This is a genomic window from Cellulosimicrobium composti (assembly GCF_010287905.1).
GTDB lineage: Bacteria > Actinomycetota > Actinomycetes > Actinomycetales > Cellulomonadaceae > Cellulosimicrobium > Cellulosimicrobium composti.
This window is the reverse complement of sequence record NZ_JAAFAN010000011.1, coordinates 1-15342: the sequence shown is the minus strand read 5'-3', so window position 1 is coordinate 15342 and position 15342 is coordinate 1. Positions and strand designations below refer to the sequence as shown.

The following is a 15342-nucleotide window of genomic DNA, read 5'->3' as shown; positions in this document are numbered from 1 at the left end:
TGCAGCAGCGTGAGCGACGTCACCGCCGACGGGGGCACGCAGCACCCGCCGCGCCCGACGCTCGTCCCGGCGTGGCACCACGTCGACGACGACGCCCCGGACGGCCCCGGGTCCGCGCACGACCCCGCGCGGGACGACGACGCGACCCCGCCCCGGGTGCCCGAGCCCCCCGCGAGCCTCGCGCCGTCCCGCCAGCCCGCGATGTGGCTCGTGCTCGCGGGCGTCGCGGTCGCGACGGCCGTCACGATGCTCGTCGGGGCGCGCGCCGGGTGCTTCACGCTCGCCGGCCTCCTCGCCGTCGCCGGGCTGTGCCGTGCGACGATCCCCGGCCCGGGACCGGTCGGCATCACCGTGCGCTCGCGCGGTCTGGACGTCTTCTTCTTCCTCGCGCCCGCCGTCGTCATCGCGTTCCTCGCGCTGACCCTCGACCAGGGCGAGATCTGACGCCTGCCGCCCCGTGCCCGGGACGGACGCACGTCGCCCGGCGCTGACGCCTCGCATCCCGGCCCGCCGCCGGGCACCTGGCGCTGCTCCCGGCGTCCCGCGCCCCGCACGACGACGGGCCCGGACCGCGCGTGCGGTCCGGGCCCGTCGGGGGAGCGGTGCGGTCAGGCCTTGGGCGTCTCGTCCGTGCCCGTGGCGTCGTCCGCGGAGCGGGCGTCGGGCTCCTCCGCCTCGACGACCTCGACGGCCTCCTCGACGGCGACGACCTCGCCGTCCTCGTCGGTCACGACGACCTCCTCCTCGACGACCGCCGCCGCGGCGCCCGCGGTCGCCCCGGTCGCCGCCCCGGCCGAGTAGGCACCGCCGGCCGGGGCGCCCTCGGTCACCGTGACGACCTGCTCCTCGCCGAGGAGGTCGTCCTGCTTCGGGGCGAACGCGAACGCGCGGTAGAACAGGCCGGCGATCGCCGCGCCGAGCAGCGGCGCGACCCAGAAGACCCAGAGCTGGCTGAGCGCCCAGTCGCCGCCGAACACGGCCGAGACCGTCGAGCGCGCCGGGTTGAGCGACGCGTTGGTGAACGGCGCCGCGACGAGGATGAGCACACCCAGCGCGAGGCCGATCGCGACCGGGGCCACGGTGCTGCGCGAGCGCGAGTCCGTCACGCCGAGGATCACGCCGACGAACAGGGCGGTCGCGATGACCTCGATGAGCAGCGCCGCGACGAGCGGCAGCGTGACCTCGAGCCCGAGCTGCTGGGCCGCGCCCCCGAACGTGCCGACGATCGGCGAGTGCTCGTCGAAGCCGTTCGCCGTCGCGCGGAACAGCGCGCCCGTCGTCGCCTCGTCGAGGAGCTGGTTCTGCTGCAGCACGTCGAGCGTCGCGCGGGGGATCGTGGCGAGGAGCACCAGGCCCGCGAGCAGCGCCCCGACGAGCTGGGCGATCCAGTAGGGGAGCACGTCGCGCCACGCGGTGCGGCCGCCGATCGCGGCACCCAGCGTCACTGCGGGGTTGAAGTGGCCGCCCGAGACGTGCCCCACCGCGGCGACCGCCGCGAGCAGCGCGAGACCACCGGCCAGCGCGACCGCGAGCACGAGGTTGCCGTTGAAGAACCGCACCCACATCGCCACGCCGACGATCGCGAGGACGAGGAAGAACGTGCCGAAGACCTCGGCGCCGAGGCGCGCGAGGAGGCCGGGCTGGACGACGGCGACGGTCTCGGCCGGCGCGTGGCGCGCGTCGTCGGCGATGCCCTCCGGTGCGCCGGGAGCGGTGGTGTCCTGGGACATGATGATCCTGTCTGCTTCGGTGGGAAATCGGGCGGTCCCCGCCCCGCCGGCTCCGGTACGGCACCGGCGGACGTCGGGACGACGGCACGATGCCTGACCGAGGTGCCCGGCCATTCCGGCATCTGGGGGCATCTTGCCACCACGACCCGGGAGATGGGTGAAGATCGGCGGTGCACCACCTGAGAACCGGCGCGTCGTCTCACGATGCGAGCCGTGGTCGTTCGGTCGCAAAGTATCTTGACGTCGAGAAGTCGAGTACCCTGGACCGCGGTCAGCAACGCCCTCGTGTGCGACGGACCGGGCCCCACGGGCCGCACCGGTCGCCGTCAGCCTCCCGGGGGCACCAGTCCCCGACAGTTGGAGCGATCTGCGCATGGGCAAGATCAAGGTCGTCAACCCGGTCGTCGAGCTCGACGGCGACGAGATGACGCGCATCATCTGGCAGTTCATCAAGGACCGCCTCATCCACCCGTACCTCGACGTGGACCTCAAGTACTTCGACCTGTCGATCCAGAACCGCGACGCGACGGACGACCAGGTGACGATCGACGCCGCCAACGCGATCAAGCAGTACAACGTCGGCGTCAAGTGCGCGACGATCACGCCCGACGAGGCGCGCGTCGAGGAGTTCGGCCTCAAGAAGATGTGGGTCTCGCCCAACGGCACGATCCGCAACATCCTCGGCGGCGTCGTCTTCCGCGAGCCGATCATCATCTCCAACATCCCGCGCCTCGTGCCGGGCTGGAACAAGCCGATCATCATCGGCCGTCACGCCCACGGTGACCAGTACAAGTCGACGAACTTCAAGGTCCCCGGCCCCGGCAAGATCACGATGACGTTCGAGCCGGCCGACGGCTCCGAGCCGCAGAAGTTCGAGGTCGTGACCATGCCCGAGGAGGGCGGCGTCGCGATGGGCATGTACAACTTCAACGAGTCGATCCGCGACTTCGCGCGCGCCTCGTTCGCGTACGGCCTCCAGCGCGAGTACCCCGTGTACCTCTCGACGAAGAACACGATCCTCAAGGCCTACGACGGCGCCTTCAAGGACATCTTCCAGGAGGTGTTCGACGCCGAGTTCAAGGACCAGTTCGACGCCAAGGGCCTCACCTACGAGCACCGCCTCATCGACGACATGGTCGCCTCGGCCATGAAGTGGGAGGGCGGCTACGTCTGGGCCTGCAAGAACTACGACGGCGACGTCCAGTCCGACACCGTCGCGCAGGGCTTCGGCTCGCTCGGCCTCATGACGTCCGTCCTCATGACGCCCGACGGCCAGACCGTCGAGGCCGAGGCCGCGCACGGCACGGTGACGCGTCACTACCGCCAGCACCAGCAGGGCAAGCCGACGTCGACCAACCCGATCGCGTCGATCTTCGCGTGGACCCGCGGCCTCATGCACCGCGGCAAGCTCGACGGCACGCCCGAGGTCACCGAGTTCGCGCAGACGCTCGAGGACGTCGTCATCAAGACCGTCGAGTCCGGCAAGATGACGAAGGACCTCGCGCTCCTCATCGGCCCGGACCAGGAGTGGCTGACGACCGAGGAGTTCCTCGCCGCGCTCGACGAGAACCTCAAGGCGCGCCTGGGCTGACCGGCCCTCCTCGCACGCCCGACGGCGGCGTCCCCTCGCAGGGGGCGCCGCCGTTCGTCGTCCCGGGCCGCGAGCCTCTGGCGGGCTGCCCTCAGGGCGCTCCGCTGGAGAGGAGCCCGTGGTCGGGGTCGCTTTCGCGGGGCGCTCCGAGGAGGAGGGCGCGGGTCTTCCATCCGGCCGCTCGTTCCTCGCGGCCTCCCGCCAGACCCGCCACGACCCGCGCCCTCCTCCTCTGCGCGCCCCGCTCCCGGTGCCGTCGCCTGCCGCGCGGGCCGAGCGGGCGACGACGGCCGGGTGAGCCGGGCGGCTGGGGGTCGAGCGGGCGACGACGGCCGGGTGAGCCGGGCGGCACAGGGCGGCTGGGCGGGCCGTGCCGCGGGCGCCGGCCGCACGGGCTGGGCCGCATGGTCCGGGCTCCCGATGTGCCGGGTGCGTCGTGACCAGGGTGGGGCGACGCCCGGACGGGCCGGGTCGGGTGCGAAGGGCGTCAGAGCCGCGCTTGGGAAGCGAGGACGACGGGCGGAGGTGACGGCGCGGCAGCCCGAGCACGTGAGCCGTCCCGTCCACCCAGAGGCGACCCCGCGCGTCGTGACCCACGCCGGCCACGAGGCGCCCCGTCCACCCAGACGCGACCCCGCGCGTCGTGACCCACGCCGGCTACCAGGCGCCCCGTCCACCCAGACGCGACCCCGCGCGTCGTGCCCCACGACGGCGGGGCGTGCGAGGCGTCCGAGCGCGGCGCGTTGTGGGAGAGTGAGCGCATGACTTCCCCCGTGAACGTGACGGTGACCGGCGCGGCCGGTCAGATCGGCTACGCACTGCTCTTCCGGATCGCGTCGGGCCAGATGCTCGGCACCGACACCCCGGTGCGCCTGCGCCTCCTGGAGATCCCGCAGGGCGTCAAGGCCGCCGAGGGCACCGCGATGGAGCTCGACGACTGCGCCTTCCCGCTGCTCGCGGGCATCGACATCTTCGACGACCCGACGGCGGCGTTCGAGGGGACGAACGTGGCGCTCCTCGTAGGCGCGCGGCCGCGGGGCCCGGGCATGGAGCGCGGTGACCTGCTGGAGGCGAACGGCGGCATCTTCAAGCCGCAGGGCCAGGCGATCAACGCGGGCGCGGCGGACGACGTGCGTGTGCTGGTCGTCGGGAACCCGGCGAACACGAACGCGCTCATCGCGGCGTCGAACGCGCCCGACGTGCCGAAGGACCGGTTCACGGCGATGACGCGCCTGGACCACAACCGGGCGCTCACGCAGGTGGCGAAGCGCGCGGGCGTGCCGGTGTCCGAGGTCCGCAAGGTGACGATCTGGGGCAACCACTCCGCGACGCAGTACCCGGACATCTTCCACGCGGACGTCGCGGGCACGCCGGGCGCGCAGCTCGCCCAGGACCGCGAGTGGCTGGAGGGCACGTTCATCCCGACGGTCGCGAAGCGCGGCGCGGCGATCATCGACGCGCGGGGGGCGTCGTCGGCGGCGTCGGCGGCGAACGCGGCGATCGACCACGTGCGCGACTGGGTGCTCGGCACGCCGGAGGGCGACTGGACGAGCGCGGGCGTGGTGTCGGACGGGTCGTACGGCGTCCCGACCGGCCTCATCTCGTCGTTCCCGGTGGTCTCGCGCGGCGGGTCGTGGGAGATCGTCCAGGGCCTGGAGCTCTCGGACTTCTCGCGCGGGCGCGTCGACGCGTCGGTCGCAGAGCTCCAGGAGGAGCGCCAGGCCGTCGAGGAGCTCGGTCTGGTCTGAGCCGTACAGCCGCGGCCCGGGTCCTTCGGGGCCCGGGCCGCGCTGCGTTCGGGGGCGACCCGAGCCGGCCCGGCTCGGCCCCGCGCCGACCGGGCCGGGCAGGGCTGCGGGCAGCGAAAATCTCTGCGTCGCCGGGGGCGGGTCGCCGTAGGGTCGTGGGGCCATGATCGACGCCTCCCTGCCGACCGAGCAGCCCACGAACCCCCCGTCCGACCCGCACGCCACGCCGTCGGCCACAGCCCCGCGCTCGACCGACCCGGCCCGGCGCCTGGACTGGCGCCGCCTGCGCAGGCCGCAGGCCGTCGTCGCGCTGCTCGCGCTCACCGTGGGCGCGGTCGGCTCCGCGCTGGGCACCGTCATCGCCGGGTGGCTCGCCGAGGACCCGACGACGGCGACGCTCCAGCTCCTCGCGGTGTGCGTCGTCGGCGCGGCGCTGCTCGACACCGTCGGCCAGGTCGTGTGGGCGGGCGTCGTGGACCGCGCCGAGGGGCGGCTGCGCGGCGACCTGCTCACGGCGGCGCTGCACCAGCCGCTCGCGACCCTCACGGAGCAGGCGGTCGGCGAGGTGCTCGACCGCGTCGACGACGACACGCACGCCGTCGGCACGCTCGTGCGCCGCCAGCTGTGGGGCGCCGGCCGCACGGTCGTGGGCGTCCTGCCGATGTGGGTCGTCGCGGGTCTGACGTGGTGGCCCGCGTGGCTGCTCTTCCCCGTGCTCGGCGCGCTGGCCGCGGTGATCGTGCGCCCGATGCTGGGCGAGATCGCGCGGCGCAAGGTGATCGAGGAGGCGGCGTGGACGGACCACGCCGCTGCGTTCGAGGAGTCCGTCGCCGCGCGGGACGACCTGCGCACGAGCCTCGGGCAGTCGTTCGCGGTGCGGCGGCTCGCCGAGCGCTCGGCGGACGTGCACCGGAAGTTCGAGTCGGTGCTCGTCGTCGAGTCGCGCATGCTCCGCCGGGCGGGGCTCGTGCTCGCGTCGCTGCTCGCGGGTGTCGCCGTCGCGGGGGCCGCGCTCGCCGCGGACGGCGACCTGGGCGTGGACCGCCTGGTCACGCTGTTCCTCGTGACGGCGATGTTCGTGGGGCAGGTCGACAACCTGGTCCACCACCTCCCGGACATCCAGGAGGGCCTGGGCGCCCTGACCCGGATCCGGCAGATGCTCGCGGTCGAGCCGGAGCCGACGGGCGGGCGCCCGCTGCCCCCGGGGCCCGTGGGGATCGAGCTGCGCGACCTCCACTTCTCGTACGCGGAGGGCACGTTCGCGCTCGACGGCGTCACCCTGCGCGTGCCCGCCGGTCAGACGGTCGCGCTCGTGGGGCGCACGGGCTCGGGCAAGTCGACGCTCGCGTCGCTCCTGTCGCGCGCGGTCGAGCCGCCGCGCGGCGCGGTGCTCGTGGGCGGTGTGGACGTGCGCGACCTCGACCTGCAGGCGCTGCGCGCCGCCGTCGGGGTCGTGACGCAGCGCACGGAGATCCTCGCGGGCACCCTCGCGGAGAACATCGCGCTCTTCGCGGACGTGCCGCGTGCCGACGTCGAGGCGGCGGTGCGCGAGCTGCGCCTCGACGACTGGGTCGCGGGTCTGCCGGACGGCCTCGACACGCTGCTCGGACCGGGCGGGACGTCGCTCTCGGCGGGGGAGGAGCAGCTCGTCGCGTTCGCGCGCCTCCTGGTCCGCGACGTGCAGGTCGTCGTGCTCGACGAGGCGACGGCGCGCATGGACCCGCTGACGGAGGCGCGGGTCGTCGCGGCCTCGGAGCGGCTGCTCGCGGGACGCACGGGCGTGCTCGTCGCGCACCGGCTCACGACGATCGAGCGGGCCGGGCTGCTCGCGGTGCTCGACCAAGGCCGTGTGGTGCAGCAGGGGGAGCGGGCGGCGCTCGCGCGCGTCCCGGGGCCGTACCGCGACCTGCTCGCGGCGAGCGTCGCGCAGGGCGACGTCGTGCTCGACGCACAGGGTGACACCGCGCCCGACGCGCAGGACGACGCCGCGCCCGACACGCAGGACAGCGCTGCGCTCGCGGCGCCGGACGCGACCCGCACCGACCGCGCGACCGACGCCGTCGGCGGTCGGCGCCGGCGCGGCACGCCCCCCGTGCTCGCCGACCCGGGCGACGGGCCCTCGCTGGCGCGCGGGGTCGTGCACGCGCTGTTCGTGCGTCCGGCGTGGGGCGTCGTGGGCGCCCTGCTGTTCCTCGTCGCGAGCCTCGTCTCCGCGCAGGGTGCGATCACCGGGTTCCTGTGGGGCCGCGCGGTCCAGGACCTCGACGAGGGCTTCCCCGCGCAGCTCCTCGTCCCGCTCGCCGTGCTGCTCGTCGTCGCGCCGCTGTGCCTCGCGTGGGCGCTGTACGTCTACCCGCGCTGGTGGATCGAGGTGCTGCTGCGCGTGCGCATGGCGGTCATGGCAGGGCAGACGCGCCAGCACCGCCTCACGGCGACGCCCCCGGGCGAGGTCGTGGCGCGCGCCATGGACGCCGACCGCTTCGTGCGGTACGCGGACCGCTGGGTCGACCTCGTCAACGGCCTCGTCATCGCGGGCGTGACGGCCCTGCTCAGCGGGTCGTGGCTCGCGGGCGCGGTGCTGCTCGCGGTCATGGTGGTCTCGGCGGCCGCGTCGGCGCTCGGCCGGCCCATCGCGGGCCGGTCGGCCACGCGCTCGTCGGCCGCCCGCGCCCGGTTCGGGCGGGCGCTGGTCTCGGCGCTCGACTCGGCGCGCACGGTCAAGCTCGCCGCCCGCACCCCGCAGGTGCACGCGCACCTGCGGGACGTCGACGCGGGCCGCGTGCGCGCCGCGATCTTCGAGCACCGCGTCCAGGCCGCGCTCGACGGCGTCCCGCTCGTCATGATCCAGCTCGGCGTCGTCGCGGCGTGGGCCGGGCTCCTCGCGGGCACGTGGGACCTCGCGACGGCGCTCCTCGTCGCCAACGCCGTGACCGGCTTCGGCTGGTTCGGCGTCGTCGCCGGCGCCGTCGTGACGGAGGCCCCGGGCACGCGCTCGTGGCAGCGCGCGACGAGCCGGTTCGCGGCCGGGACCGACCTCATGGACCTGCCGGACGGCGTCGACCTCCTCACGGGCGCGGCGCCCGCGCCCGCGCCCGGTCCGCGGCGTCCGCTCGACCGCCTCGACCTCGAGGACGTCACGGCGCTGCACGACGACGGCACGATCGGCGTCCAGGGGGTCGACCTCGCGGTGCGCCGGGGCGAGCTCGTGCTGCTGCTCGGTCAGGTGGGTGCGGGCAAGTCGAGCCTGCTGTCGGCGCTCGCCGGCCTCATGGAGCACACGGGCAGCATCCGCTGGAACGGCACGGACGTCGTCGACGCCCAGACGTTCCTGCGCCCGGGCCAGGTGGCGCACGTCGCGCAGGTGCCGCGTGTCCTCTCGGGGTCGTTCGCCGACAACGTGCGCCTCGGTCACGAGCGCGACGTCCGCGGGCCGGTCGCGGCCGCGCGGCTCGAGCGCGACGTCGTCGAGGCCGGCGGGCACGAGGCGCTCGTCGGGCACCGGGGCGTGCGCCTCTCGGGCGGCCAGGTGCAGCGCCTCGCCCTCGCGCGGGCGCTCGCGACCGACGCCGAGCTGCTCCTCGCGGACGACGTCTCGAGCGCGCTCGACGCGGCGACCGAGATCGAGCTGTGGACGTCGCTGCGCGAGCGCGGCACGACCGTCATCGGCGCGACGTCGAAGCGCGCGGCGCTCGCGCGCGCCGACCGCGTCGTCGTGCTCGACGAGGGTCGCGTCGCGGCGGTCGGGCCGTGGCGGGATCTCGCGTCGCGATGGGGGCACCTCGCGGGCTGACGCTCCCGGCTCCCGGACGGGGCCGCCTCTCACGGACGCACCGTGGGGGCGGCCCCGCGCGTGTGCTCGGGACCGCCGGGGCGGCACGGCCGTTGCGGACCCTTGCTGCAACTTTCTGCAACCAGTACAGTTCAGCCAGCCGTACGCTGAGGAAGCCACGGTCGACGTCGACCACCGCCGGCGGCGTCGCCCGCGTTCTCGTCGGCCGTGCCTGCTCACGCCTGCGGTCCCGCACCAGCCACCGGACGAGGGAGTCCTCATGACCTCCACGCCGCGACGACGCCGCGACCCGCGCACACCGTCGCCCGCTTCACCCGACCAACCGTCCCGACGCCCCCGGGCGACTCGCGCGACCGCGTCGGTCACCGCCGTCGCGCTCGCGACCTCCGGGCTCGCGGGCCTCACGCTCGCCGCGCTCGCGACCCCCGCCGCGGGAGCCGACGAGCGCACGCTCGCCCTCGTGGGCGACCTCCAGTCCGAGCTCGGCTGCGGCGCCGACTGGGACCCCGCGTGCGCGGCGACCGAGCTCGACCCGACCGACGTCGCCGGCGTGTGGACCGCCGAGTTCGACCTGCCCGCGGGCGCCTACGAGTACAAGGTCGCCTACGACGACGCGTGGGACGAGGCGTACGGGCGCGACGGCGGCCAGGACAACGTGCCGCTCGTGCTCGGTGGCGACGCGACCGTCCGCGTCACGTTCGACGAGGCGACGCACCGCATCGCCCTCACGCCGCTCGGGCTCGCAGGCGGCTACGACGAGGCGCAGGACGCCGACCTCGTGGTGCCGCCCGTGCGCCAGCCCGGGTCGGACGAGCGCTTCTACTTCGTCATGACCGACCGGTTCGCCAACGGCGACCCGTCGAACGACACCGCGGGCCTGGGCGACGACCCGCTCGTCTCCGGGTTCGACCCGACGAACAAGGGGTTCTACCAGGGCGGCGACATCGCGGGCCTGCGCGAGAACCTCGACTACGTCGAGGGCCTCGGCACGACCGCGATCTGGCTCACGCCGTCGTTCAAGAACCAGCCCGTCCAGGGCACCGGGGCCGACGCCTCGGCCGGGTACCACGGGTACTGGATCACCGACTTCACGCAGATCGACCCGCACCTCGGCACCAACGCCGAGCTCGAGGCGCTCGTCGACGAGGCGCACGACCGCGGGATCAAGGTCTACTTCGACATCATCACGAACCACACGGCCGACGTGATCGACTACGAGGAGCAGCAGTACTCGTACGTCGACCAGGCCACGTCGCCGTACCGGGACGCCGAGGGCACCGTGTTCGACCCGGCGGACTTCGCCGGCACCGGCGACTTCCCGGCGCTCGACCCCGCGACGTCGTTCCCGTACACGCCGGTCGTCCCCGCGGGCAAGGAGGACCTCAAGGTCCCGGCCTGGCTCAACGACCCGACGCTCTACCACAACCGCGGCAACTCGACGTGGACCGGGGAGTCCGTGACGTATGGCGACTTCGACGGCCTCGACGACCTCATGACCGAGCACCCGACGGTCGTCGACGGGTTCGTCGACGTCTACCAGGACTGGATCGACCTCGGCATCGACGGCTTCCGCATCGACACCGTCAAGCACGTGAACTTCGAGTTCTGGGAGACGTGGACCACCGAGGTCCTCGACTACGCGCACGCGCAGGGCAAGGACGACTTCTTCATGTTCGGCGAGGTGTACGACGCCGACGCGGCGAAGCTCTCGCCCTACGTGCGCAGGACCGACATGAGCTCGACGCTCGACTTCACGTTCCAGTCCGCCGCGACGAGCTTCGCGAGCGGCAACAGCGCCAAGGGCCTCGCGTCGCTGTTCGCGAGCGACGACATGTACACGACGCCGACGACGAACGCGCAGGCGCTGCCGACGTTCCTCGGCAACCACGACATGGGCCGCGTCGGGTACATGCTCGCGAGCACCGACGACCCGCTCGCGCGGGACGAGCTCGCGCACGACCTCATGTACCTCACGCGCGGGCAGCCCGTCGTCTACTACGGCGACGAGCAGGGCTTCGCGGGCACGGGCGGCGACAAGGACGCGCGCCAGACCCTGTTCGCGACCCAGGTCGCCGAGTACGCCGACCAGCCGCTCGTCACCGGCGAGCAGGCGGGCAGCGTCGACCGCTTCGGCACCGACGCGCCGCTGTACACGCACATCGCGGACCTCGCCGCGCTGCGCGAGGCGCACCCGGCGCTCGCGGACGGCGCCCAGGTCGAGCGCTACGTCGAGAACGGCGCGGGCGTGTACGCGTTCAGCCGCGTCGACCGCTCGGAGAAGGTGGAGCACCTCGTCGCGCTGAACAACGCGACCGCCGAGCGCTCGGCGACGTTCACGACCCTCACGCCGGGAGCCTCCTACGAGGTCATGCACGGCGACGGGGCGCAGCCCGTCACCGCCGACGCCGACGGCGTCGTCACGGTCACCGTCCCCGCGCTCGGCACGGTCGTCCTGCGGGCCGACCGCGAGGTCGGCGCCGACTCGTCGGGCGAGATCGCCGTCGCAGTCCCCGCCGCGGGTGCCGCGGTGACGGGCGTCGCTCCCGTCGCCGCGACGGTCGACGCGGACGCGTGGTCCGAGACGTCGTTCGCGTGGCGCGAGGTCGGCAGCGCCGAGTGGCACGCCCTCGGCACCGCCGAGGACACGACGCCGCGCGTCTTCCACGACGTCGCGGGCCTCGCCGAGGGCACGCTCGTCGAGTACCGCGCCGTGACGACCGACGCGGACGGCGACCGCGCCGCCGCGTCGACGTTCGCGAGCGTCGGGGTCGACGTGAGCGGCGACGTCAGCGAGGAGCCCGAGCCCGAGATCGACCTCGTGACCGTGCCCGGGAGCCACAACGCGGCCATGGGCTGCGCGGGCGACTGGGCCCCGGGCTGCGAGGCCGCGAAGCTCACGCGGCGCGCCGACGGCGTCTACGAGGGCACGTTCGACGTCCCGGCCGGCACGTACGAGTACAAGGTCGCGATCAACGGGTCGTGGACCGTGAACTACGGCGTCGGCGGCGTGCAGGACGGCCCGAACGCGACGTACACGACGGCCGGGGGCCCCGTGACGTTCTACTGGGACCCGGTGAGCAAGGACTTCTCCAGCACGGCCCAGGGCCCGATCGTCACGCTCCCCGGCTCGTTCCAGGACCAGGTGGGCTGCCCCGGCACGTGGGCGCCCGACTGCCTCGCGACGTGGCTCAAGGACCCCGACGGCGACGGCGTCTACACGTGGTCGACCGACCGCCTCGCGGCCGGCGCGTACGAGGGCAAGGTCGCGCACGGCCTGAGCTGGGCCGAGAACTACGGCGTGGGCGGCGCGCGCGACGGGGCGAACTACCCGTTCTCCGTCGGCGACGGCGAGAACGTCACGTTCTCCTACGACCTCGCCTCCCACGTCCTGACGATCGACGTCGCGAACCCGCCGCTCCCCGGCACCGGCCAGCAGGCCGCGCACTGGGTGCGCGAGGGCCTCGTCGCGTGGCCGGACGACCTCGGCACCGGCGACGAGTGGACCCTGTGGGCCGCGCCCGAGGGCGGGCTGGTGGTCACCCCGGGCGGTACCGACGGCGAGGTGCAGGCCCCGGAGGGGACGGCGTCGTACACGCTCGAGGCGGACCCGGCCGGGCTGCCCGACGACGTCGCCGCGGACTTCCCGGCTCTCGCCGGGCACACCGCGCTGCGCGTCCTGGGCGACGACGGCGAGCCGCTCGGCCGGGCCGCGGTCGAGGCCGCGCTCACCGGCGAGCTCCTCGTCACCCGGGCCGACGGCGGCGCGCTCACCGCCGCGACCGGCGTCCAGGTGCCCGGCGTCGTCGACGACCTGTTCGCGCAGGGCGCGGCCGAGCGCGAGCTCGGTGTGTCGTGGCACCCGAACGGCAAGTGGGCGTCGTTCGCGCTGTGGGCCCCGACGGCGAAGGCCGTCACCGTGCTCGCCTGGCCCGCCGGGGCGTCGCTCGACGACGACCCGCGCCGGTTCGAGGCCGCGCGCCAGTCCGACGGCACGTGGACGCTCGACGGCAAGGCGGCCGACAAGAAGCTCGGCGGCGCGGACGTCGGCTGGAAGGGTGCGCGCTACCTCTACGAGGTGCAGGTCTACGTCCCGAGCACGGGGAAGGTCGAGACGAACGTCGTCACCGACCCCTACTCGGTGGGCCTCACGCTCGACTCGACGCACTCCGTGGCCGTCGACCTCGACGACCCCGCGTTCCGCCCGAGCGTCTGGGAGGGCACGCCCGCCCCGGTCGTCGAGCGCGCGGTGGACCAGACGATCTACGAGCTGCACGTGCGCGACTTCTCGATCGCGGACGAGTCGGTCCCGGCGGAGCGGCGCGGCACGTACCTCGCGTTCGCCGAGGAGGACTCGGCCGGCATGACGCACCTGCGCGAGCTCGCGGACGCGGGCGTCACCACGGTGCACCTGCTCCCGACGTTCGACATCGCGTCGATCCCCGAGGACCGCGCGGCCCAGGCCACGACCGGCGACCTCACCGGGTTCGCGCCCGACTCGCCCGAGCAGCAGGCCGCCGTCGCGGCCGTGCAGGCGCAGGACGGCTTCAACTGGGGCTACGACCCGTGGCACTTCTCCGTGCCCGAGGGGTCGTACGCGGTCGACGCGGACGGCGGCGCGCGGGTGGCCGAGTTCCGCACGATGGTCGGCTCGCTCCACGGCGCCGGGCTGCAGGTCGTGCTCGACCAGGTGTTCAACCACACCGCCGCGAGCGGACAGGACGCGAAGTCGGTGCTCGACAGGGTCGTGCCGGGGTACTACCACCGGCAGAACCCGACCACGGGTGCCGTCGAGACGAGCACGTGCTGCCAGAACGTCGCGACCGAGCACGCGATGGCGGGCAAGCTCATGGTGGACTCCGTCGTCACGTGGGCCAAGGACTACAAGGTCGACGGGTTCCGCTTCGACCTCATGGGCCACCACTCGAAGCAGAACATGCTCGACGTCCGGGCCGCGCTCGACGAGCTCACGCTCGCCGAGGACGGCGTCGACGGGCAGTCCGTCTACCTGTACGGCGAGGGCTGGGACTTCGGCGAGGTCGCGGGCAACGCGCTGTTCGAGCAGGCCACGCAGGGCCAGCTCGGCGGCACGGGCATCGGGACCTTCTCCGACCGGCTGCGCGACGCCGTGCACGGCGGCTCGCCCGTCGACGGCGCCTCGACGTTCACGCAGGGCTTCGGCACGGGCCTCGCGACCGACCCGAACGGGCAGCCCGCCCGGGCGGGGGAGCCGGGGACCGTGAACGACGGCTCCGCGGACGAGTACGCCGACCTCGGCCACCAGACCGACCTCGTGCGCCTCGGCCTCGCGGGCAACCTGCGCGACTACACGCTCGTCACGTCGACGGGCGAGGAGAAGCGCGGCGACGAGATCGACTACCGCGGCTCGCCCGCGGGGTACGCCGACTCGCCCGAGGAGGTCGTGACCTACGTCGACGCGCACGACAACGAGACGCTGTTCGACCTGCTCGCGCTCAAGCTCCCGGCCGACACGCCGATGGACGAGCGCGTGCGCATGAACACGGTCTCGCTCGCGACCGCGGCGCTCTCCCAGACGCCGTCGTTCTGGCACGCGGGCACGGACCTGCTGCGGTCGAAGTCGCTCGACCGCAACAGCTACGACTCGGGCGACTGGTTCAACGCGATCGACTGGACCGGTCAGGACAACGGCTTCGGCAAGGGACTGCCGATGGCGGCGGACAACGAGGACAAGTGGCCGCTCATGGCCCCGCTCCTCGCCGACCCTGCGCTGAAGCCGTCGCCCGACGACATCGCCACCGCGTCGGCGCAGGCGCAGGACCTCCTGCGGCTGCGGCACTCGACCGCGCTGTTCCGGCTCGGCGACGCGGAGCTCATCCGGGAGAAGGTCACCTTCCCGGGTGCCGGCCCGGACCAGGTGCCGGGCGTCGTCGCGATGTCGGTCGACGACACCGTCGGTGCCGACGCCGACCCCGCCCTCGACGGGCTGCTCGCGGTCTTCAACGCGTCGCCCGACGAGGTCGAGGTCCCGCTGTCCGCGCTCGCGGGCCGCGAGTACGTGCTCTCGCCCGTGCAGCAGGAGGGGAGCGACGGCGTCGTGCGCGGCACCACGTGGGACACGGCCACCGGCACGGTGACCGTCCCCGGGCGGTCCGTCGCCGTGCTCGTCGAGCCGCAGGGCGGGGCCGACCTGCCCGTGTCCGTCGACGTGCAGGCGCGCTGCCTGGCCGGCACGGCGTACGTCGCGGTCCGCGCGACGAACGACGGCGCCGTGCCGGTGGGCGTCCGGCTCGCCACGCCGTTCGGTGAGAAGGCGGTCGCGGACGTCGCGCCGGGCAAGAACGCCTACCAGTCGTTCGCGACGCGCCAGACGGCGGTCGCGGCCGGCGAGGCCACGGTGACCGCGACCGCCGTGGTCGACGGCGAGGAGGTCACCTCGACCTTCGTCGTCGAGCACGCGGGGGCCGCCTGCTCCTGACCCCTACCGCCGAGCATGCGGTCGTCGCC

Annotated in this window: 6 protein-coding genes; 5 read left to right on the top strand and 1 reads right to left on the bottom strand. The window is 74.2% G+C overall.

Annotated features, from left to right (window positions below; genetic code table 11):
- Positions 1-9 precede the first annotated feature (9 nt).
- Positions 10-444 carry a DUF3017 domain-containing protein gene (locus GYH36_RS20265; RefSeq protein WP_115942127.1) on the top strand — a complete coding sequence of 145 codons (435 nt, stop codon included), beginning with the start codon at positions 10-12 and terminating at the stop codon, positions 442-444.
- 164 nt (positions 445-608) lie between these two features.
- Here the strand turns inward: GYH36_RS20265 and GYH36_RS04970 are convergent, their stop codons facing one another.
- Positions 609-1730, bottom strand: a complete 1122-nt coding sequence (locus GYH36_RS04970; RefSeq protein WP_246209204.1) for an aquaporin — start codon at positions 1728-1730, stop codon at positions 609-611.
- Between the two features lie 373 nt (positions 1731-2103).
- Here GYH36_RS04970 and GYH36_RS04965 point away from each other — a divergent pair, with 373 nt between their 5' ends.
- The 4 genes from GYH36_RS04965 to pulA all read left to right on the top strand — a co-directional run bounded on the left by GYH36_RS04965 (position 2104) and on the right by pulA (position 15313).
- Positions 2104-3321 carry an NADP-dependent isocitrate dehydrogenase gene (locus tag GYH36_RS04965; RefSeq protein WP_024840425.1) on the top strand — a complete coding sequence of 406 codons (1218 nt, stop codon included), beginning with the start codon at positions 2104-2106 and terminating at the stop codon, positions 3319-3321.
- A gap of 761 nt (positions 3322-4082) precedes the next feature.
- Positions 4083-5069 carry a malate dehydrogenase gene (locus GYH36_RS04960; RefSeq protein ID WP_024840426.1) on the top strand — a complete coding sequence of 329 codons (987 nt, stop codon included), beginning with the start codon at positions 4083-4085 and terminating at the stop codon, positions 5067-5069.
- Positions 5070-5232: 163 nt separating this feature from the next.
- Positions 5233-8859 carry an ATP-binding cassette domain-containing protein gene (locus GYH36_RS04955; RefSeq protein ID WP_162289277.1) on the top strand — a complete coding sequence of 1209 codons (3627 nt, stop codon included), beginning with the start codon at positions 5233-5235 and terminating at the stop codon, positions 8857-8859.
- Between the two features lie 259 nt (positions 8860-9118).
- A complete protein-coding gene (gene pulA, locus GYH36_RS04950; RefSeq protein WP_162289276.1) occupies positions 9119-15313 on the top strand; it encodes a pullulanase-type alpha-1,6-glucosidase in 6195 nt (2064 codons plus the stop codon).
- The last annotated feature ends 29 nt before the right edge of the window (positions 15314-15342 follow it).